This window comes from Planktothrix sp. FACHB-1355 (assembly GCF_014748295.1).
GTDB lineage: Bacteria > Cyanobacteriota > Cyanobacteriia > Cyanobacteriales > Aerosakkonemataceae > Aerosakkonema > Aerosakkonema funiforme_A.
Window position 1 is genome coordinate 1 of record NZ_JACJUP010000007.1, and the last position, 21918, is coordinate 21918.

Annotated in this window: 16 protein-coding genes; 8 read left to right on the top strand and 8 right to left on the bottom strand. The window is 43.7% G+C overall.

Annotated elements, in window-relative coordinates; genetic code table 11:
• A partial coding sequence (locus tag H6S82_RS01270) for a hypothetical protein (RefSeq protein ID WP_199317859.1) occupies nt 1-3953 on the top strand: 3953 nt, incomplete at its 5' end.
• A 54-nt stretch (nt 3954-4007) separates the two neighbouring features.
• On the opposite strand, the gene H6S82_RS01275 is transcribed toward H6S82_RS01270, so the two are convergent.
• Together H6S82_RS01275 and H6S82_RS01280 are read right to left on the bottom strand one after the other, a co-directional pair.
• Nucleotides 4008-4985 carry an NADAR family protein gene (locus tag H6S82_RS01275; protein ID WP_190462500.1) on the bottom strand — a complete coding sequence of 326 codons (978 nt, stop codon included), beginning with the start codon at nt 4983-4985 and terminating at the stop codon, nt 4008-4010.
• Between the two features lie 103 nt (nt 4986-5088).
• Complete coding sequence (locus tag H6S82_RS01280) at nt 5089-5316, bottom strand: hypothetical protein (protein WP_190462498.1); 228 nt, start codon at nt 5314-5316, stop codon at nt 5089-5091.
• 207 nt (nt 5317-5523) lie between these two features.
• Between H6S82_RS01280 and H6S82_RS01285 the strand changes: the two genes are divergently transcribed.
• The 7 genes from H6S82_RS01285 to H6S82_RS01315 all read left to right on the top strand — a co-directional run bounded on the left by H6S82_RS01285 (nt 5524) and on the right by H6S82_RS01315 (nt 14520).
• Nucleotides 5524-5982 (top strand): spore photoproduct lyase family protein, encoded by a 459-nt coding sequence (locus H6S82_RS01285; protein ID WP_347339448.1) that lies wholly within the window; start codon nt 5524-5526, stop codon nt 5980-5982.
• A 55-nt stretch (nt 5983-6037) separates the two neighbouring features.
• On the top strand, nt 6038-6934 hold the full coding sequence (locus H6S82_RS01290; RefSeq protein ID WP_190462496.1) for a phosphodiester glycosidase family protein: 897 nt from the start codon (nt 6038-6040) through the stop codon (nt 6932-6934).
• Between the two features lie 476 nt (nt 6935-7410).
• On the top strand, nt 7411-8370 hold the full coding sequence (locus H6S82_RS01295) for an AAA family ATPase (protein WP_190462494.1): 960 nt from the start codon (nt 7411-7413) through the stop codon (nt 8368-8370).
• Nucleotides 8363-10333 carry a hypothetical protein gene (locus tag H6S82_RS01300; protein WP_190462492.1) on the top strand — a complete coding sequence of 657 codons (1971 nt, stop codon included), beginning with the start codon at nt 8363-8365 and terminating at the stop codon, nt 10331-10333. The genes H6S82_RS01295 and H6S82_RS01300 overlap by 8 nt, the downstream gene beginning before the upstream one ends.
• Entirely contained in the window at nt 10333-12309 is a 1977-nt protein-coding gene (locus H6S82_RS01305) for a 5'-methylthioadenosine/S-adenosylhomocysteine nucleosidase (protein ID WP_190462491.1), read from the top strand. Before H6S82_RS01300 ends, H6S82_RS01305 begins: the two co-directional genes overlap by 1 nt.
• Nucleotides 12302-14116: an NACHT domain-containing protein gene (locus tag H6S82_RS01310; protein ID WP_190462489.1), complete on the top strand. Its 1815-nt coding sequence runs from the start codon at nt 12302-12304 to the stop codon at nt 14114-14116. The genes H6S82_RS01305 and H6S82_RS01310 overlap by 8 nt, the downstream gene beginning before the upstream one ends.
• A 176-nt stretch (nt 14117-14292) precedes the next feature.
• Nucleotides 14293-14520, top strand: a complete 228-nt coding sequence (locus H6S82_RS01315; RefSeq protein WP_190462487.1) for a hypothetical protein — start codon at nt 14293-14295, stop codon at nt 14518-14520.
• Nucleotides 14521-14599: 79 nt separating this feature from the next.
• Here H6S82_RS01315 and H6S82_RS01320 read toward each other — a convergent pair whose 3' ends face one another.
• The 6 genes from H6S82_RS01320 to H6S82_RS01340 form a co-directional block, all read right to left on the bottom strand.
• Nucleotides 14600-14971 carry a calcium-binding protein gene (locus H6S82_RS01320; protein ID WP_190462485.1) on the bottom strand — a complete coding sequence of 124 codons (372 nt, stop codon included), beginning with the start codon at nt 14969-14971 and terminating at the stop codon, nt 14600-14602.
• Nucleotides 14972-15016: 45 nt separating this feature from the next.
• Entirely contained in the window at nt 15017-15568 is a 552-nt protein-coding gene (locus H6S82_RS01325; RefSeq protein WP_190462484.1) for a hypothetical protein, read from the bottom strand.
• Between the two features lie 74 nt (nt 15569-15642).
• A complete protein-coding gene (locus tag H6S82_RS32630) occupies nt 15643-15993 on the bottom strand; it encodes a hypothetical protein (protein ID WP_199315129.1) in 351 nt (116 codons plus the stop codon).
• 3 nt (nt 15994-15996) lie between these two features.
• Entirely contained in the window at nt 15997-16785 is a 789-nt protein-coding gene (locus tag H6S82_RS01330) for an IS4 family transposase (protein WP_199315128.1), read from the bottom strand.
• A gap of 565 nt (nt 16786-17350) precedes the next feature.
• Complete coding sequence (locus H6S82_RS01335; protein WP_190462482.1) at nt 17351-19525, bottom strand: DUF2357 domain-containing protein; 2175 nt, start codon at nt 19523-19525, stop codon at nt 17351-17353.
• A gap of 4 nt (nt 19526-19529) precedes the next feature.
• Nucleotides 19530-21917: an AAA family ATPase gene (locus H6S82_RS01340; protein WP_190462479.1), complete on the bottom strand. Its 2388-nt coding sequence runs from the start codon at nt 21915-21917 to the stop codon at nt 19530-19532.
• Nucleotide 21918 lies beyond the last annotated feature (1 nt).

A 21918-nucleotide genomic window follows, 5' to 3' on the forward strand; every position in this document is an offset into this window, starting at 1 on the left:
CCATTCAAAAAGACCCCAGAAAAGTAGCACAACGGTACTGTGAAGCCTACGAAAAATTTCAAAAAAACCGACAACTTCAAATCGAAGAAAATCCCGAACAAAACGACATTTCAGAAACCGAAACAGCCTCACAACAAGACCCCATAATGTACCGTCTAATTAAAGCCGACCTAGAAGGTCACTGTCAACTACTATCATCCCAAAAAGTAGTTGACGAACTAGAACGATTCATGCAAAACCAATGGCGAGACTTATCTTTAGGAAAAACTCTAAAATTCAACCGAGCCATGATAATACCAAGTAAAGATTTAATCAATGGCGAAATATGTGATATGAGATTTCCAGAAGGCGAAGAAATCTTAAACTTTCGCTCACCATACCTCAACTCCAACGGGATGTGCATTTCAAAAAATAAATACGTTCCCGACGCACTAGACCCCAATGGTAAACCCCTCCTTGGCGTTGTAGTAGTCAATGACGAAACGAGAGAACGTATCGCTCAAAGAATTGCAGCATTGCAAGACAAAGGTATCCAAACCGATGAAATTGTGCCAGCAGAAACAGAATCAGAACGGCAAGGAAGAGACTTTGATGGTGATACAATAGGCACAGAAACAGCAACTAAATATCCAAAGTTCACTCAAGAAGTTAAAAGACGAAACCTGCCAGAAAACGCCTACTCACCCATCAAAAAAGAAGAAAAAGCATCATTTCCCCCAGATAAACCCTTTGAAGAAATTGCTATCTTCATGTCAGATGGAATTTCTGTAGGCGTAATTAACAACCATGCCACAGCCATAGAAGCTTTAGAATCAGAAATAGACCTCCTACAAGAATACGGAAATCTCTCCCAAAAAGTCGAGTATGTAAAAACAGTAGGTGAACACTACAACCAACTGATTTCTCAAGAGAATAATCAGCGTAATCCTATTCCTATTAAATCTCAATACCGAGACTATATTGTTCAATTTGCCCAGATAGCTAATCAAACAGAATTAACCCCAGAACTGATTAACCAAGCACTGCTCCTGAATCGCCAAATGTACCACGATATGATTGGCGAAGCAGGATATCAAAATCAGATAGCAGTCGATATTTTCAAAAGTAATCGCGCTCCCGATTTAGATGTAGTTAAGGAAAATTTCCGACTTCTGCATCGGACTGTCGAATACATTAAATCCAAAAAACAACATGATGTTTTTCGAGAATCAGGGATTTCTACTAACGGCTTAAGTCCCAGAGAACTAATGATACAGCTTGTGAATGAAATCTATGAAGCCAATCCCTTAGAATCACGTCCCACAGTCCAGTTTCGCGACTTATTTCTCCCGACTTATACGGAAGAACAACTCAAACAAGCTGAGGCTACTAAAGTCAAGTTCGACGAACTATTTAACGCCGCCTCAATTCAAAACCAACGCTTAAAAACCGAAAAAGGCCCAGTTTTGAAAGTACTAACTCAAAAAGGCATGGAAATTGAAGTTAGTAACCTAACTCAATACAAGCACCCAGCCTTGTTTGGGGAGAATGGGGATTTGAGAAAAATAGGTGAACGACTGGAGCATTTGAATATTAAGTTAGTCGAAAATAAAAAAGGCTTTCATCAAAAAACGCACCGTTGGAAAGTTTTAGCAGAAGTGGAAGGCCAAACTAATGAAGATGGTAGTTCAAAGTTTCTGCCCTTGGGAACTCTATCAGAACATTCACGCCAAATGCTTAAAGAAACTTTGAACGAAGCAGCTCTAAAAAAAATTCATTCTGGCGATGGATTGATTACTAAAAATGTATCTATTGAAGTAGCATCACCTTTATCACAAAGACAGGTAAAGCTGATGTTCAGAAAAGCTTATGATTTCCTGAGCGAATTTAATAATAGTATTCCATCAGACCAAAAACAAGCAATGGCATCTGCCTGCTGGCATTTAGGGACAAGCAGAGGTTTTGAAGAAAAGTCTACAGAACAATCAGAAACTACCTCTCGTCAAGAATATAAAATATCCAACTTTTCCTTTGCTGCTTTCCCTGAACAAGTTATTGAAAAGCTAGCCGAACTTCAATTCACAAAACTCACCGTCACTGGGATTAATGCTGCCGAATCAAACCAACATTTGGGCAGACAGTGGAACACAGATGAAAAATTACCAATACAAATCCAAGTACGTCAGAATTTACCAACAGAACATCCCCGCTACAATCGGAGTTTAGTATTTATTGAAGACCAAGAATTTGCTCCGATAGAGTCTCGTAGCGCTCATTTACCCATTGGAACAAAAGCGCTTGCCACTATTAACCCTGACCCAGGTCATACGATTCAAGTTCAACTAAACCACCCTAGAATTAGCACACCCATACAAATCGGGAAAATTCAACAGCATAGCTTTGCTCTTAGAGCCTGGAGGGGTGAACAAGCATCATTGACAATTGCTTTTGTTAAACCCGAACCAATCCCAGTAATTAAAGTAGGTAATCAAGTTTTGGGAGAATTGGATAAAGCGAGCATCCATATCCTAGAAAAAGCCGGTCGCTTGGTGGATGGAAAAACTATGGATGTCACCCTTAATAGTCGGGGAAAAGGCTTTGGTTCGCACGTTATTGCCACTACTACTCTGGGTAATTCTTTTCGGATTAACAAACTTTCCAAATCTTTTTGGTCAAGCGCCTTCAATAACCAAAAAGCCACTATAACTGTGGGATTCAAAGAACGGTCGTCTGAACCTGCTATTCTAGTAGACGGTAAAGTTTTGGGCGTGCTTACCCAAAAAGAAAGCAAAGAGGCTCTCTCAAAAGCAGGATTATTAGTTGAAGGAATTTCTTTCCAGAATGCTGTATTGACCAGTAATTCTACCACGGCAACCATCACGGTTGACCCAGAGAGTGTGGAATACCCAGAAACTTGGACAAAGCTGATTCAAACAGAAAAAAAATCAGCAAATGTTTCTCCAGTTGTGGAAGCATCCCGCGTATTTCGCACAAAACTAACTCAATTACCGACGTTACTGTTTACTAAAGAAGACCATGAGTGGAAGACACCCAATGGGGAAGTAGAAGAACAGCCTGCTTTAGGACTATCAGTAGACAAACGATTGAGTGATATCACTTCACGTTGGCTTTCTGCACAGGGGGTAGAATGGCAACAAGCGCCTGACGAGGCTCTAGTTTGGTCTGAAACTCAACGGAGTTATGATGTCCTATTCATTAAACCAGATTCAGTAAAACCAGAGGTCTACCAACAACTAATTGAGCGATGTGGCGAAGTACTTCAGGCTTCAGGAGAACCAAATACCTACTTGGAACGCCTTGAATCGATGCCAAAATTACCAGAAACTCTCTTGTATACTTCTAGTTCGACAGCAGAGTTGGAATCACCACATACACAAGTAGATAACCAAATGCAGTTAGTTGACTCTGCTTACGCACAACAAGAAGAACAATATACTGTGTCTTCCCACCCCCCGGTGACACCAGACAACCAGCAAGCAATGCCACAAGTCTCCTTTAGCAATAGTTATGATACTGCTAGCGTGGTTCCTATACCGCCCTCTGTGGCTCTACAACTGGAGTTTAACAAAGCTCAGGCGTTACAAGCACAGCGGACAGAGGCGATCGCGCCTACTGTCCACAGCTTCCTTTACCTCGAAGGTAAACCCACTCCCACTGGCGCTCAAGCTATTGGCAAATCTAACACGGCTGTCTGGGATAAAGCTAAATCTGAACTGACACTTTATGACAATAGTTCCACTGACGCAAAGATTCCCAAAATGCGGGTGCGGTATGAGGGCGGTAGCTATACGCCATTGCCGATCGCGTCGAGCCTGGAGGAACTACAAAAACACGGTCTTAAGTCAGAAGAAGTCGAACACTTTATTTCTAAAGTTAAGCCTTTAGTCGATGCCAGACTTAATCAATTGAACTTGGGTAAAATCTCTGCTAAAAATCAAGAAATTGACAGATAAAATCAAGAAAATAACCTAAGCTTGTTGCTTAGGCTAATATTGTTTGGTGATGCTTTAAACTTGAATAACTCTAACTTTTCCAGGCATTCTTTGGATATTTTTGAGAGTTCCAGGAGAGTTATCCTTGAGAATCGCCAAACCATAATCTGCTAGCGAACACATTATCCAATCGCGCTCTGTATAAGAACCATTAACCCTCACACTAGCAAATCCAACGTTGTTTCTAGGTGAAGTGCCTGTATAGTAAACAGTAACTCGGCTATACCCAGATTGTTTGAGAAAAGTTTGCACCAGACAATCTGCACCAAAGCAATCGCCAATTAAAATTTTAGCACCGAGTTCCATAATTTTCTCAATGCGGCTAATAGCTTCTGCGGGTAGTTGTGCCACAGTACGAGAACCACTAATAACTACTTTCAAGCGTTGGCTAGGTAAAGTACCATTATCGATGGTTTTTCCCTTCAAGATAGCCATATTAGGTACTGGAGGAAAATTAGGATTAGTAACTAACCACTCTTGACTTTTCAGCAAGTATTTTTGGTTATCCCATTCGGCGGCATTATTACCAATAGTTTGCCAGAGTAATGGTTCATCTCGAAGGAACATCAACAATCGCCCTAACCAATTGTTTCCCTGCTGACCATTTGGAATAGCTTTTCCTTGGCCACCCGGAGCAATATTAGCTGGTACGCCCCAAACAGTATCGTGCCAGTTGTTTAATTCCAGCAACTCTTCCCCTCTTGTATTCATTAATTCTTTATGCCAATTACTACCATAAGAAAACTTCTGGATTAACCCAATAAGCATAATGGCGAACTTAACTTCTTCCCAATCAGAACGTAAGGCGAGAGTACGAGCATATTTTTTAGCTACTGATGGTGTAAGTGTGGCAATTTTACGCTTTTGTTGAACATCCAAAGTTTTGGAGGCGGCGTAGAAGTTTTCTACTGTTGGGTATTGAATCCCATCAACAAGGATAGGCTTTTCTAAGCTCTCCATATTGCTGAACCAGTTTTTTATCCACGCAGTCATAGTTTTTCTCACTCAATTGAACTGTTCTTCTTGAAGGGGCGACAGCCCAATAAAAAAATAATCCCGGCAGGCTCGAAGCCATGCCAGGATAGAGTTGTGAAAACTAACAAACTATTCGTACTTGATATCCAGAATTTTCTAAACAGCTTTTCACACCTTGCCAAGTCAAACCTTCTTCAGGTAACAATGGAATCGTCAAACTACCCGTAAATCCATAATCGCCCTCTTGTTTGACTACACAAAACTCGGCTTGCCTGAGAGTCTTAATAGCACGCTGCGAAAGCATTCCAACTACGTTAGCCGCATTGTGGGAAACCGTGATAGTAAGCATGGGATTTTCCCCAATTCATCACGGTTAAAAGCTCGTCAGAGCCAAAGTGTTGATTCTATTCAGAGTTGGTTACTTGATTAAAACTTATTCTTAAATAAATATAGCTTGATTTTGTTGCTATTAGATGAGCAGTAATAGTAACGAATACAAGCTGCATACTAATTTTTAGTCAGCGAAAGAATATGGGGAAACACTGCTTTGGATAGAGTGAGTGTAAATGCTGCCCCCATTTCCACCAGGATGGAGGGAGGAACAGCCCCAGTGAGCGCCCGTTTAGGAGCATTGCGAAAGCTGGCATTGCCCCCGCAACAGGGAGGTGGTGGCTACCCAGTAGGATTAGTGATTGCTCCGATTATGCCTATAGAAGATTGGGAAGAACATTATACTCAACTGTTTGACCAGATCGGTGTTGCACTTGATTTCGATTGCGATCTGACATTCGAGTTAATCTCTCACCGCTTTACTCCAGGCTCGAAGGAGGTGTTGCAAACTTGGTATCCTCATAGCAAGCTAGACTTGGATGAAGCGGGACGAGTAATCAAGCGGAACAAATTTGCTGGGTTCAAGTATGTCTATGATAAAGACACCATGAATACTCTACGCCGCTTTTTTGAGCAAGCGATCGCTCGCCGCTTCCCGCAGGCACAAATTCTCTATTGGACGTAATTAAAGCGTTGAGCTTGAGACTCAAAATTTCGGCGGCTAATTTAGACAGTGAGCAATGAAAAAAGTCTGGTTGCTGTTTTGGATACTCGTAAGTTCGCTCGGTTTAGTAGTCGTACTATTGTCTAATGCCCGTACCCGACCGACGAAAACCTCTACTCATACGGTTGAATCACCACAAAGCGCAGAAATTGTATATAAATTTTACACCTTGCCACAAAGCGTAGTGCATACACTGTTGATTCCAAAAACCAGCCGTTTTTCTGTCAGACCTGTGGTTTCTCCAACACTTGAACCCGTAGAAAACGTGGCAGCAACACATCAAACATTTGCAGCCATCAACGGTGGCTTTTTCGACCCAGTGAACCAAAAAACTACTTCCATTGTAATTCGACAAGGGGAGTTAATTGCAGACCCAAAACTCAATGAACGCTTCATTAATAATCCTAAAAACGCCCCTTACTTGGACAAAATGCTCAATCGGAGTGAATTAAGACGCTACATTTGTGGAGGAACCATTCGTTATGATATTAACTTTCGCAATGAACCAATTCCCGATAGTTGCCGTTTAGTAGATGCCTTGGGTGGTGGGCCACGCTTATTACCAGAATTAGGTTTAGTTCCAGAGGGGTTCGCGGATGTGGCAAATGGAAAAATCATCCGGGATGCGTTAGGAAGTAACCGCCCGAATGCTAGAACGGCAATTGGTATTACTCTTGATGGTAGTCTTTTGTGGGTAATGGTGGCGCAAAAACCAGAAAAGCCTACGAGTTCTGGGATGTCCTTATCAGAACTAGCTAAATTTATGAAGTCGTTGGGAGTGGAGAAAGCGATGAATTTGGATGGAGGAAGTTCTTCGTCTTTCTATTACAAAGGGCAAACTTTCTATGGCAAAGTGGATAGCAAAGGAAATTGGGTAAGGCGACCTGTCAAATCAGTTTTACTGGTTTTTTAGGAATTTGTGCGCCATTGGCGCATATAAATAATCACTATACTCTACAGTGCCGATAACGGCAAAACACAGTGGCAGCAGATAACCTTGAATTCAGCACCAGTGGCTTTCGACCGTCGCTACCGTGACATTAGACCGCGCAATACTTGAAAGTAGGGTGACAAGAAGCTCCTTCATCCCAAACTTGGTAAGTAACTAGCATTATCGATGGTGTTACGATGCTTGTCCGCCGAGATAATCAAAACCAGCAAGTACAATTATGTGGCATTGCTATTCCTGAAGTTGCACCATACTGTGATTAACCTGAGCGTTGATGTTCGGGATCGCTAAGAACACAAGTAAGTTCAGGATGTTTTTAACCAGATTAAGCAAGAGAAAGGTGTTTTAGGCACTTCACTACGTTGACGTTGAGAACTAGACAATGGCTTGTGTGGTTAGATCAGAATAGATAGTGCAAACCTCTATTTCGAGAAGAACCTGTGAGTGCTATAGCTGCCATACCAATTCTGCCCTATAGCTGTATAGTGGGACAGGAGCAGATTAAGCTAGCGTTGGAGATAGCCTACGTCGCTCCCCAGCGTTTGGGTGGTGTCTTAATTAGTGGACAGCGAGGAACAGGCAAGTCTACAGCAGTACGGGCGTTTGCTCAGATGGTTTATGGTCAGTTGCCTGTAACCCTACCTATCAATGCCACTGAAGACCGGGTAGTGGGTGGCTGGAAGATAGATGCTTTGATGCGGAGCGAATCAAAATGGCAGCCTGGTTTGCTGGAGGAAGCCAACGATCGCCTGCTCTATGTCGATGAGGTGAATCTGCTGGACGACCACATCGTTAACATCATCCTGGACGTGACCTCGACAGGCGTACTGGTGGTTCAGCGCGACGGTCAGAATAAGCAGCCCCAGAAAGTTGCCTTTACTTTGGTTGGAACCATGAACCCGGAGGAAGGAGGGTTGCGCCCTCAGTTACTAGATCGCTTTGGGTTGATGGTGAGTGTGGCTGCTGAAACTGATGTGGCGAAGCGATTGGCAATTCTTCAGAACGTGCTGGCGTTTGACCAGGCGGTTTCTGCCTTGGGGCAGGTGGGTACATCTGACTGGCTCGCTCGCGCGAGGCAGCAAGACCAAGAAAAATTCGAGAGATTAAAGCAGGCAAAGGAAAAACTTAACTTGGTTGAGGTTTCCCCAGAGATATTGGGACTATGCATCAAGTTATCTGGCGAATTTCAGGCAGAGGGGAACCGAGGGGATTATGTCTTGGCGATGGCAGCGAAGGCACGTGCTGCGCTAGAAGGGGTATCCCAGGTAACTCGTAGTCATCTAAAGGCTGTTGCACCTCTGGCACTTCAGCATCGTCGTCCTCAAATGGCGCAAAGTAGCCAGGAAGTTTGGAACGATCGGGATAGGGAAACTCTAGACCAGTTGTTAGGCAGTGAGTAAGGCAACCGCAGACTTAAGCAATCCCTTGATACGAGGGTTGGCTTGTGCAGCCCTCAATCCTGGGCTGCGGAGTATCCTGGTATTTGATGCGACTATCGCCACCCTACAGTTTGCCGCCCAGAATCTAACCTGGATGCTGAAACAGGTAACGGGTTGCCAGGTTGTGCCAGTCCAGTTAGGGGTGGTTGAGACGGAAGAAGACCTTTGGGGTGGACTGGCATTGCAACAGGGGGATGCCAAAGGTTCCTTTGAGTGGCAACAGGGACTGCTAGCAGGTGGACGAGAGCAGAAACTGAGATTGGTTATTATTCCAGACCTGACCCGGTTGAGTCTGCCAGCAGCGAGAGCTTGTGTTGCACTGATGGGAAGTGAGGTTGCTTATCTAGAGCGGCATGGGCACCGGGACAGCTGGCAGCCAAATCTGTGCTGGTTAGCTGGCTGTTCGCGATCGGAAATTGGATTAGTGTCGCCTCATTTGCTGGATCGGTTTGCTCTTCGGTTGGCTGGTCAAGACCTGGCAACAAGCGATCGCGTAGAGGCGATTCAGAAATGGCTGGAAGAATCGAATAACCAGGACAAGGAGGAAGATACGCTGCTACCAGAGTGGGTGGGTACGTTACAGCAGGCAGGGTTGTTCCATCCTGAAGTTACGTTAGAAGCCCAAAAAAGAATCCTGGATTATATTTCTCCAACAGATGGCTACAGTGTCCGGCGAGAATTGGGACTCCTGCGGCTGGCTCAAGCAAATGCTCAACTTGCCGAAGCAGACCAAGTGACAGCACAACAGGTAGATCGGGCAGCACAGATGATTGGTCTGACACTAATAAACCCACATCTGGATGTAGGCTCCAGAAAACCTGAACAACCGATCCAACCAGAATTAACCCCCGATCCAGACTCCTCTATTAGGAAAACTGGAACTGAAGACCAGGTTTTAATGAAAGAACGGACACCTGCTCTGGTTCAGGAACCTGTCTATGCTTCCGATAGCACCGAAACTTTGCCATCGCAGCCGATTCAAATGGATGGTGCGATCGCCAATCCCTATCCTGAAGACACCACAACTGTTCAGCGAGAGGCTGCTTCACTGCGATTGCCAATGCGACGGTTCAAAAATGCCGTGTTAGGGCGGGGAGCCATTGTTGGAGTTGAGCCAGCAACCACACCACAAGATTTGGCGATCGTCAGTACCCTTTTGGAAGCAGCAAAATATCAACAAATTCGGGGATCGGCATTGCTGGAGCGGCAGGGTTTTCCAAAGGGGCTGGTTGAATCTGAGGGTAAAGTCAGCTTGAATAGGGAGCCATTCTCTTGCAAGGACGTTTCACGATCGCTCATTATTCAACCAACTGATTTGCGGCGATATCGTCGGGCAGTGGTACCAGAGCAAATGTTGATGCTGGTCATGGATTATACCTGTCTGCGAGAGTGCCAGTGGCAGGCTGCACTGTTGCCCTATTTACAATGGGCGTATGTCGAACGTGCCAGTCTTTGCCTAATTCAGGTAGGTGCGGCAAGTGCAGCTCAGGAACTTCAGGCGGAGAAGATTGTCGCGCAGAATGTGCTGGTGCCCAGGATTAGCAATGGGCTGGAGGTCGGTGGAGGGCAGGCAACACCACTGGCGCATGGACTAGATTTGGCATTGCAGACGTTACGCCATGCTCTGCAACATGGACGGAGTGCGGTACGCCAAGCCGTATTGGTTGTGGTTAGCGACGGGCGGGGGAATGTTCCACTCAAGGCAAGTCAGATGAATCAGAAGCCTGAGAAGCTCGTCAATCGTCAGGGAATTGAGGATGCGTTGCAGGTGGCACAGCAGATTGGTAGCTTGAAGCAGGTTGAGGCGGTGGTACTGAATCCGCAACCAAAGTACTACGCAGATCTGCCTGTGAAATTGGCACAGGCATTAGGGGCAAAGATTGCGGTAATTCCATCGCTCAGGGACTGGGAGGTGGATGGGTAATGTCTGGTAACTTCCGCCAGTCGATCGCGCAAAGTGGCAGCATCCGACAAGCGGGTACGTTGCCTACTGCGATCGCACAGGCAGAAGCTCCTAAACAACCTGTGTCTGCAATGTATGAAGGAATTGAAGGCGGAACGGCAACTGATTGGGCAGTGATCTTGACTGCTTTGGGCGCAGAGCATAAAGCCGTTGAAGCCCACCTTGAACCCATCGGACAAGCCACTCGCTTATCAGAAGAGATTCACCCAAATGGCACGATTTATACGCAAGGGCAATTTAAAGCGCACAACTGTACCTGGAATGTGGCGATCGCCCAGATTGACATGGGGAATGCCAGCGCAGGCATAGAAGCTGTTCGTGCCATGATGCAATTTAATCCCAGAGTGATTTTGTTTGTAGGAGTTGCGGGAGGCATCAAAGACGTAAAGGTTGGCGATGTGGTAGCGGCATCCATCGTTTATGGCTACGAGTGTGGCAAGCCCATCGACGATCGCACCCTCCCTCGACCAAAGCTGGGGGAAGCAGATTATGACCTCAAGCAGCGGGCACAGGCAGAAGCCCGGAAGGATGATTGGCGTAACCAGATTCGTTCAGGTTCGTCCTCTGATGCTGCTCCCACCGCCCATGTTAAACCGATCGCAGCGGGAGAAAAGGTGATTGCGTCGCGTAAGGCTAAGGTTTATGAGTACTTACGAGAGTATTACGACGATGCGATCGCCGTTGAGATGGAAGGGTTTGGCTTCCTGAAAGCAACCCAGCAAGTTAAAAACGTTTCAGCAATCGTCATTCGGGGAATCTCGGATCTGCTGGATGGCAAGAATGATGACTCAATAGAACCGGAACAGGTGCGGCAGGAGAGAGCAGCCCATCACGCCAGTGCTTTTGCCTTTACGTTACTGGCAAAACTGGATGGCGAAAGTGTAACTGAGCGATGGGAGGTGTATCAAACCACAGCACAGGTCGCTCTTGACAGTACTTTGCCAGAAGGCATGATTAGCCTGAACATACAGGCATTGCTGGAGGAGAATCAGTGTTTCATCCATGCCCATCATGGAAAAAGGACGTTTACCAACCGGGGGCAGTTTGACCGCTCGCTCATAGACTTGCATCAGCAGATAGAGGGCAATCTGACTGCGGATAATTTGTTGAGTGTTATTGATGACTGCAATGCCAGGGTTAAAAATTCGGTTGATTGCGTTGCAGGTCAACTTCTGACATGGCTTCACCAACAGCAAAATGACTCGCTGGATCAAGTTCCATGTTTGATAATTGATGAGCGCACTGAGTTTGAAATCCCCTGGGAGTTGCTGGAGTCAGGGAAGAAACCCGTGGGAGTTGCATTTCAAACTGTGCGGCAGCGGCAGATGGAGCCAGAGGCAGCACCCGTGAGTGCTTGCTGTGGGGGTGGGGTCTTAGTGTACGCCCATGAAAAATATGGGGGATGGCAGCGGTATCAGCGGCAGCAGTTTACAGTGTTTCAAGAGTTTTTGAGCCAGATGCAAAAGCCAGCGACGGAGTTCGGGCTGGTGTTTATTGATGGGTTTAGTGTTGAGGAGCCGTTGAAGAGTAGCCCAACTGCGTACATTAAACGCTCAAAACTATTTAAGGGTGGCACCAGTATTGTGTTTATCAGCGGACAGCTTCATCTGGATGCTTCGATCAGTTTAACCCATCGAATGCTGTTGACCAATTTTTTGGAGCATGGAGCAAAGGGCATTGTGGGCGCGTTGAAACGGATTGATCGCGCAAGGGCAAAAGAGGTTGTGGATCTGTTTTCGGAGGAACATCGGCAACATCCTGAATGGACGGTTCCTGAAATTCTGCGACGACTGCGTGAACGAGTGTGGGAAGCGTTGGAAGATGAGGTGAATGCAAATACCTGTGCCTCTTATCTGGCAGCATTCTTACACGTTTACTATGGCAATCCAATGATCAGGTTGCAACTGACTTCTGCGGAGGGTAAATCCAATGACTGATATATCAAGGTCGATCGCGGTTAAGCCCATAATCAAATACCCACGTGAGGCGCAGGTTGGAAAAACCTATTTAATGACGATTGACCTACAGCTAGCAGAGGGATTTGAGTGGCGATACGAGGAAGAAGAGTATCCAATTTACTGCAAGGTAGATAGTGATTTATTTAGCAGCAAACCTGTTGGAGAACCTGTCGTTGTTCTACATCGCTTTGGTGGAAGCTACGGAGAAGCAAAATTTCTATTGAGAGCAGCACAAGAAGAGCAGCGAGGGAGTATCAAAGTTGCATTAGTTAATCAATGGGGAGTACTGGTTAAATCCTTAGAGCTTGAAGAGTTGAGCATCCAGGCAATTGCTAATGTCCAGCCGTCAACAGATATTTATCGAACAGTTGCTATTAGAAATGAATTAGATCTCATCTTTGCAGAGATCGAGGCAGGAAAACATCTCAAGGACAAACAACTGCAAACTTTAGTGAAAGCAGCTAGGGCAGGACAGATCAGCATTGCGACAGGTGATCGTGCTATTTCAATGGGTGGAAGTTCGGACGATGCAGTTATCGTGACAGGTGATCGGAATCTGTCTATTACTGGAGTGAGTGCTGAAGCTATCCGTATGGTGCTAAGTAAAAACCAACGCTCTCGCAATGAAATACTATTGCTGAGATCCGTAAAGGAAGAAGTAGATTCTCGATTAAAGCAATCTCTGCACAATGCTGTATTGAGCGATATAAGTAAAGAACTGGTACAGGAGCAGGTGAGACGACCGTGGGACATTGAGATTAAAGTGGGAACCCGTTCCAGCATGTTACTGCCTGAGAAGACAAATATTCTACATATTTTTGATGATGTTTCAGGACGATTGCTAATTCTGGGTAATCCTGGTTCTGGCAAAACTACTACTGCACTTGAATTGTCCCGTTTATTATTGGAAAGGGCAGAACAACAACCAGAATATCCAATCCCTGTTCTATTTAATTTATCATCATGGAGTAATGAACGATTACCAATCCTACGCTGGCTAGTGAAGGAACTTAAATTTAAATACGGTGTAAGCTCTAAGCTAGGAGAAGAGTGGGTACAAAAACAAGCACTCCTACCTATACTAGATGGGTTAGATGAAATAATTACAGTACGTCAGGAAGCTTGCATTAATGCAATTAATCAATTTCTCTCATCTGAGGAGCGGCCTCCTTATCTCGTAGTTTGTAGTCGGCTAGAAGAGTATCAAATGTATCGGACACCGCTTCAATTAAATGGAGCGATTTCCTTAAAATATCTTACTCATAGCCAAATTCACGACTATCTAATGTCATTACAGCAACCGCAAGTCTGGCAAATTGTGCAACAAACCCCAGACTTGCTTGAATTCGTGAGGACACCATTGATGCTAACTTTAGTTGCTCTATCAGTACAAAACTTAGCAATAGATCAATGGCAAGAATTAACATCTCAACATGAACGTCTTCATTATTTAATGGGGGCTTATGTGAAACATATGTTGTCACGGCGCTTTAAAGGTCAATCTTATAACAGGCAGGATAATCCAACACCTCAACAAACACATTACTGGCTCACCCATCTTGCTAGAACACTTGCTGAAAATTCCACGGTGGAATTCTCAGTTGAGCAACTTTCATTTAGCGACCGATTACAAAAGTATCAAAAAGGGCTTATTCCCTGGAATTACTCTCGGTTTCTAAACTACGCTACAGAACGATTGCTGCTACAACGTATTGGCAAGCGTTATCGATTCATTCATCAATTACTACAACATTATTTTGCTTCTCTCTCTCTTCCAGGGGAATAAAATACTGGTTCTTCTAGACAACAGTATTTAAAGTGAGATGCTACACGTACACCAATTAACTCAATAAAATCATTTGTTACATTTTTAGCAAAATGGTTTTCCCTTTCAAAACTATGACGCTATGAAGTATCCAAACTCTATAATTTTGGAGTAACCCAACCGAATTGGGAATATCAATGCCAAGAGCTAAAGCTTTTGAGGAAGAATACCCAATTATCCATCGCTTTGTTGAAGAAATTGGTTGGATTGAAATTGGACAACATGAAATGATTTCTGCCTTTGTCCGGGTATATGATTTAGGTGGCACTGTTTACGAAGGTAAAGACAGCTATCCTAACCTGGAAGCAGCACTCCAGGATCTGGAGGCGGGGATTAAAGCATACTTGGATGAACACGGCATTTAGTGCCGAAAGCGAGCCCTAACATTTGGGTTGTAGATTCAGGCAAAATGCTGACGATAGTGAGGCGATCGAGTACTGAATCCTACCCAAACTCATAGCCCTGATTCACCCAGTAATGCCAGTCAGCGATCGCCTGCTGAGTTTTTTGGTCTGCCTCGATCGCCTCTAACTGAATTAGTGGCACAGCCAGGGTATCACCCTCCCACTCAATCTCCACAAACATTTCCTGCTCGCATTCATCCTCCGGTGTCATGCCCACCACCTCCACAGTTACGCCTTCCTTCAAAGGAGAGATACGTCGCTTACTGACACACACTGCTGTGAACGGAAATTGCATCGTGTCCTGCAAGTAGTAGTACCAGCCCATTGCCTGCTCTTCCGGACCATAGGCATCCACCACAATTTCCATCGTGATGCGTTCTTCACGCTCCTCATCTCGGCTTACTTTTGCCATAACAGCACCCTCATAGACTACAAAGTGCTACACCTGGATTAAACATTAACGCCCTTTTCCCAGGTCGGCATAAATGTAAGTCTCAACCCCCAACATAATGAGCAGCAAAAGCTCTACCCAGGAGAGAATCGTGACCCCGATCGGTGGGTTGGGAACCAGAAACCTGAACGCCCCCAGAGCAATCAACCCCGAAACGACAAACGTAATTTCATCCACAATCAACTGTTGAATCTTACGGCGCTTGCGATGCTTGTCGTCCCGGTGGGCAATCTCCCATCCGAAGAGTGTTTCCAGGTCGTCGTAGCCCGTATGCTCCTTCACCTTGTCAACCAGCTTGTAGCGAATGTACCTGCCGATCGCCGAAATCTTCTCATCATTGACCACATAGGTCCAGCCCAGAATCAGACAAACCCAGGGAACCACCAGCAAGGCATAGTAGTTGCTTGCATTAGAAACCGCAAACGAGATAATTGTGGCAAACAAGCCCAACGTCACATAGAGTAGATTGTCCCGGAAGCCAATGCGTTGAGCCTGCTCAGACTTCAGCTTGTCATATTCCTTAAAGAAAATCTCAAGAATTTGATCCTTGTCGCTCATAGCAACTCCCAGTTCCTCAAACGCTGCCTCCATTGTCGCTGATGGGGAACTAACTTCAGGGGGTGACAACGAAGCTAGAGAGGTTGGTGGATCAGGGTTATAGCTCTCAAGCCTTGTTGATAAAATGATTTTTTGTTGGCGGTATAATTAAGCATTTCCTCGACCCATGACTGACAGGAGTAAAAAGCAATTAACCAATTTTCCCCATAAAGGCCAATCCAAAAGTTGCTATGTCTCCTTCGAGTTCTACCAGGCTCTTGAATTCGACAAACATATTTTTGTTGTCCCTGTAGCTTAGTTCTTTTACCTTGTAACCAGGCGGAAGTCATCGCCAAAGCGATTAATAAAATTAAGCTAATTAATCTATGAGGCGATGCTTGGGAATCTTCAAGATTATAACCGCCCGTTTTACAATCTTTAAACATAGCTTAGATGCCGTAACGTTGACTATAAATACGAATCGCACTCTTCAACTCTGGGAGATTAGTCAATAAATACCAAGGCTCTGATTCTTGTTTACTTTTATATTTTCTCTTCCAGGAAACAGCTAAATTAAACCGATTAAAGCCCTTTTTTTGTGTCAAACTAATATGATGATAAAATAAATGAATACCCGGTTGAATTGGGATAGTGCTTAAAGGTTGAAACGACTGTCTTCTTTGGCGGAAAGTAGTGGTGCATTTTTGGCGAAATACGAAGCCAAGATGCTGACGGTGTAACCATTGCGCCAGTTCTATACTCTGAAACTCCCTATCCCCAATAATTACTAATTTATACTTACTTAATAAGCGAATGACTGGACGTAATACTTGTTTTTGTTCCGCGAAATTACAAGCTCCTTTTTTATCTAATAACATCCAAAATATGGGAAAAGCTCTTTTTTGATGAATTGCACTCACCATCAAAACATTATTTTCTTTCCACTGGGTTCTATCTAGAGCGATAATCAGTTGGCTCCCCGGCTTTATTTGATGAGATATTACTTCTTTAATAATCGGAAACCATAAGGCCAATACGCTTAGTTTACTTAAAGATAAGAAACGTTGAATATGACGACGGCGACTACTTTCTAGAATCGGTAACGGCAAGGTGGCTGCCAGCCGTTCTATCCTGACTTGTTTTTGGGATTGTAACAACCATACCAACATCTTCAAGGTAACTAACTGTGCTGGCTTCAGATATCTCTCCAAATATTTTTGATAGAATGAAGGCATCATTTTGGATAGGGTCTTGTGAGATTAACTAGACCTTTTCTTTTTATCACAATTGCATATCTTTTTCTCTATATAGAGTTTGTTCTCAATAAGTAGGGAATTTTTCGACGGGGGTTCTGTCGCGAAACCCTTTGCCTATATGGGTTTGGGGGCGCTTGTCGCCCCCTGAAGTCTCCAGGTTTTCCTGAAATTTTTCGGCAGCAGCCAAGGCAATTATGGCGAAAATGTGACTATCCAGCAACATATAATTTATCTAACACTCTTCCCAATTGGTAATCATTGAGGTGATACTAATCCCAGTCGTTGATTAACAAAAGTTTTGTTTAGACAAAAATTCGAGGAGATTGAATTAAAAGTTGCGCCAAAATATGGAAATTATTAACTACTGCTATGCGCCGCAGGTCGAAAAGATTTTTCCTTTGTCCTACCTTTGTTTGTCAACGGGGAACTTCCGTTTAAGTCCCGTTAATAGACAAGCGACTCAACTCTCTTTGCTTTCCGAAGCTGAAATGTTGTCATGAGTCGCCCTTTCCCTTGGAGACGACAGAATCTATAAATCTGTTAAATTTTATCCCTGACTGAAACAACCGTTACCACATCTTGGGCAATTTTTTACCGTCTCACCCCGTCCCGGGCAAGTTCCACAGTGGGGACAAATCTCCCTAATGCGTCCCGATTCTGGCACTTCATTGGACTCGCATAAAGCCGAAAGCTGATCTCGTCCTAACAATTGTTCCCGTGCCATCGCATGAACGGCGTAGGGAAGCATTCCCTTTGTTGGGGTTAGCGGCTTCATTTTTAACGGTTCAAGCTTCGGAACTTTACCACCGCAATTACTACAGGTTCGCCAGCTCCACTTAGCTTCGCAGTTAGGGCATTTACCTTCATTATGCTGAAATTGCCCTCGTACACTACTGAGGTCATAACGACATACTGGGCATAAAGAAGGATGAATACCATACAGCAGATCTACACCCAAAGTGTGAAAACGTAAAAAACGTTGAAATCGCTCCAATGTACTTAAATCCAAAGGACTAGCAGGCATCATACCAACACGACCTGAAGTGAAAACAAAGGACTTATAATCCTCTGGACTCATAAAGTTTTCACCAATGTTCAACATTCGCTGAATTGACTCTGATGCTATATTCTCGCTCATTTCCCTATCGCGCGGATCGGTTGGGTGTACCAGCAACACGGAAATCTGCATCCGATCGTTATTGAAGTTTCGCTGCTTGGGAACTTGATTGGTTTTGCTTGCTTGATTAATGGCAGCCTGATAAAGAGTATCTAAAGTCTTTTTTACTTCATCTTGATTTCCAAAGAGCGATCGCGCCACTGGAACTACTATCAGTCGAGTACGAATTGGATGAGATGATGTCGATGGTTTACTACTAACAAACTTACTATTAACAGACTGCCAACTGAACTCGATATTAATATTAAACGTTTTGCGATCGGGCGGCTGTACCACTACAGTCCACCCCTCCCACTGTAGCGCCTGGGCAAAATCTAATTCTTGTGGAAAGTTCTCAGTTTTAGCTTTTGCACTATCAAAGCCAATCCAACGCAAAGCTAACAGTACACAGCCATAGATGTAATTGGCATAATCTAACTGGATGTCGTGCTGATTCCTACTTTCCTCTGCTAAGTTAGGAGAACGTTGAAAGTTGTCGAGTATTTCCCACAACTGGCTAATGCGTCGATAGTCAGCATCCATCCTCAAAATATTGGTCGGCTTTAGTGGTGATACCACATCCGGCTTACCAGATAAATTTTTATAAAGAACAGAGTCTAAACAACTACCGATCTCAGCGTATAAAAGGCTAATCTTGTCTTTTAGTTCTCTGGATTTCTCGTATTGTTGCAAATAGTCTTGTTCATGTACCGTATCCAGATTTTCCCAAAGCAATCTCAGTCTCTGTTCCCGGAACCGATTGTACTGATAACCAGTAAATAGATTTTCATGTAACGTCTCAGTTTGATAGTAAGCCCGATCTATTTCCCGAAGTCGCTGCTCTAACAATCGTAGTAACCGTCTGATTAGCGTGGAAACCACGCGGTTCTCATATAAGTCTAGGGTTTCTTCGGGTACTTCACTTCTGATTCGAGCAGGAGTAATCCGAGTCGCGGTGCGAGATTGCCATAATTCCGGTCGAGATGCTAGATGATCGATCGCATCGGGTGGAATACGTCTAGCACGGTCTATCGGCATAATTCGACGCTCGACCATTAGGGTACGTCTAGGTTTATTACATATTCTGATTAAAGAGGGTAGAGTTTGTGCGATCGCCTCGTCAATTTTCAACACTTCTTCATCCATCAGGGAACTGCGAATAGTACCGGGAGAAAAAAACGGCAGACGCTCTAATTCTTCTTTTGATAAGCTAGGTGAAAGTTCTCTAGCTCTATCTGCAAATAAATGCAAAGCAGTTACCATCGCCTCATCAAGTAACGTTCGTAATGGTACTTTGAACTTATACCGCCCAATAAGCATTCCTCCGCTTTGGAAAATACGCACAGAGCAGTATCCCTCGGCATCAACTAAAATAGGCAAGTCGAGAGGAATTTCTTGCTGTCGAGTCAGAGTCTTGTCGTTGAGTACAATTTCAGTTTCGCCGTCTTCAGAAGTGAAGGCAATGCGTATCCGGTAGTCATCAATGCTGTCTAAATGATAACATTCGCCAGATTGAACATCTTCTAACTTCCCAGTCCAACGATTAAGTAAGGAAACAGTCACCATAAGTCTACCGTTTAAATTTATTAATCTCGCTATCTAGCAACTTCAGAGATATCGAAGCATTTCCCAGGGTATTCTTAGCAAAACTCTGTTCAATTGTATCTTTTACTTCTTGCAGCCCAGAACGCACATTTGGATCGGTTCTATTTTGAATTTGCCAAAGTAACTTTCTAGCTATAAAGTGGTCTAACCCTTTGCCTAACGAACCCTCTGCTGCTCGATATGTAGGAAGAAAGATAAATAGTTGATCGAGTAAACGCTGTCCGTAGCCTACTTGGAAATATTCATGCAGTGCTAAACCAATTTCCTCGATACAAACTTTAGCGGCTACTCCATCTGTATTAGGAAAATTTTCGATCGCTTTCTGTTTAGCGTTGTAAAAATCTAAAATATTCAGACTAGCTGCTTCTGTCGGGGGTAATTTCTCTTGTTGAAATGGTTCATCTATTTGCAGAACTTGAGCGCGGTCATATACCTTCCGAGTAATTTCATAAGTTGATTCATCTGTATTGGCAGTACCAATGAACCAAACATTATCGGGAATTGGCAGTCTCACAGCCCCATTTTTTAATTTAAGTCCTTTAGGAAGCTGACCGCTTGTAGGATCGTGATTCAATAACTCAATTTCTCTATCTTCTAAGCGACCTTCCATAATCGAAAGAAAATCGGCAAAATAGTATTCCACTCGCGATAAATTCATTTCATCTAATACAATGAAATAGGGATATTTTCGGTAACGTTCTGTTCCAGCTTCATAGAGCGCTCTCGAAAAAGGAGACTCATTAAAAACGCGAAAGAAAGAATTGTAAGAGCCTACTAAATCAAGTTTATCTCGCCAACTAGACTGCACCTCAATTCTGGCAAATTTTCCTCCCACAGCGTAAGAAAAATATTCTGGTAGGCTAGTTTTACCTGTACCGCTCACACCTTGGATAATAATTAATCGGGAAGATGCCATTGAAGCAATAAAAGCTTGAATCGTATGCTCATCATAATAATGAGCAAACAGCGTACTTTCGGCTTTTCCCTTTTCTAATGCCTCGCGAGTTGGTAAATTCGCCATCCAAGCACGGGTTTGCCGAGCCAACTGATTAAAGTTATTAACAGTTTCCCTATTAATGTTGTCAGTAGCATTATCAGTCTCACTATCCATTTCAGCAAAGTTTGCAAATGCTTGAATTTTCTTATCTTTAAGATTTCCCAGCATCCGCTCTAAGTCTTCTATTTGTTCTTTTAGATATTCATTGAGCAACTTGAGCGTATCCCTCTCTTTACGAAGGGATTCAGTTTCTACCCTTTCTATTTGTTGCAGGCGGCGTATGCGTTCTAAATCATCAACCCTAGCTTGTAAATCCCGATACATAGCCTCGAAATCAATTGCCGCTTCAGCACGACGCCGCAATTCAGCAAGTTCTGCTTCTGAAGGATATTGATCAAGAATTTGTTCATATTCTTGAAGTTTAGTCTCTAGTCGCGTATTCTCTTGCAATAGCCTTTCTGGTGAACCAGATGCAGCTTGAAGAATACTTTTACTTTTTTCTAGTTCTTTTCTAAGCCGATAACTTTCCTCTTGTATAACATCAAGCTGTTGCTGAATTACTGCCTTTTCTGCTCTTAAATTATTGACTGCTTCTTCTGAGCAATTATTTTCACGGTCTGCTAGTTCTCGTTCCTTTTGTTGCAGCTTTTTCTTTTGTTCAGCAAGCCAGTTATTCTCATCTTCAAGGTCTTCTTCTTTGCGTTCAAGGTCTCTTTTTAACTTGCGAATATTCTCTTCTTTTGCTTCAATTGATTGCTGCTTAGCATCAAATTCTTTACGACGTAATTCTAATTCAGATTCTCGGTTTTGGATTTCTTGAATGGTTTGTTCTCTGGCTCTTTGGCGATGTTCGTTTGCCAAATTTTGTGCCCCTTCAATAATCTTATCAGCTTTGTTTTGAGCATTAGCCTCAAACTTTTGAGCGTCCTTCAATACTCGCTCTGCTTGTGTATTTGCAGTATTGATAATTTTTTCTGCTTCCTGTTCAGCAACTTTAACAATCCGTTCCCGCTCTGCTTCTATTTCCCGTTCTTTTTGAATAACCCATTCCTGGCGAGCAGATGCTTCTAACTCTTTAAATCCATTAATAGCTTGTGCTTGCTTGTTTGCTAATTCCTGTTCTCTTTTGATAATTTCAGCTTCTTTGGCTTTAGATTCTTCCTTTTGTACCTCTAATTGAAATTCCAGTTCGTTAATTTTCTCTTGAAGTATTTGTATTTCTTGAGACTGAGGATTAACAGTTGATGAATTTTGATTTTGTGAAACAGCACCATCAGGCTTTACAAGATTTGCTACCGTCGAGGGTTGTTGTAAAGGCTGATTGGAGCGAGTTGAACGTCTATTGTTTCTACCCATT

Excerpts from the sequence above, each read along its gene's own strand:
- H6S82_RS01275 (WP_190462500.1), bottom strand. The coding sequence starts at position 4,985 with ATGACTGCGTGGATAAAAAACTGGTTCAGCAATATGGAGAGCTTAGAA.
- H6S82_RS01280 (WP_190462498.1), bottom strand. The coding sequence starts at position 5,316 with ATGCTTACTATCACGGTTTCCCACAATGCGGCTAACGTAGTTGGAATG.
- H6S82_RS01290 (WP_190462496.1), top strand. The coding sequence starts at position 6,038 with ATGAAAAAAGTCTGGTTGCTGTTTTGGATACTCGTAAGTTCGCTCGGT.
- H6S82_RS01305 (WP_190462491.1), top strand. The coding sequence starts at position 10,333 with ATGTCTGGTAACTTCCGCCAGTCGATCGCGCAAAGTGGCAGCATCCGA.
- H6S82_RS01310 (WP_190462489.1), top strand. The coding sequence starts at position 12,302 with ATGACTGATATATCAAGGTCGATCGCGGTTAAGCCCATAATCAAATAC.
- H6S82_RS01315 (WP_190462487.1), top strand. The coding sequence starts at position 14,293 with ATGCCAAGAGCTAAAGCTTTTGAGGAAGAATACCCAATTATCCATCGC.
- H6S82_RS01320 (WP_190462485.1), bottom strand. The coding sequence starts at position 14,971 with ATGGCAAAAGTAAGCCGAGATGAGGAGCGTGAAGAACGCATCACGATG.
- H6S82_RS01325 (WP_190462484.1), bottom strand. The coding sequence starts at position 15,568 with ATGAGCGACAAGGATCAAATTCTTGAGATTTTCTTTAAGGAATATGAC.
- H6S82_RS32630 (WP_199315129.1), bottom strand. The coding sequence starts at position 15,993 with ATGTTTAAAGATTGTAAAACGGGCGGTTATAATCTTGAAGATTCCCAA.
- H6S82_RS01330 (WP_199315128.1), bottom strand. The coding sequence starts at position 16,785 with ATGATGCCTTCATTCTATCAAAAATATTTGGAGAGATATCTGAAGCCA.
- H6S82_RS01335 (WP_190462482.1), bottom strand. The coding sequence starts at position 19,525 with ATGGTGACTGTTTCCTTACTTAATCGTTGGACTGGGAAGTTAGAAGAT.
- H6S82_RS01340 (WP_190462479.1), bottom strand. The coding sequence starts at position 21,917 with ATGGGTAGAAACAATAGACGTTCAACTCGCTCCAATCAGCCTTTACAA.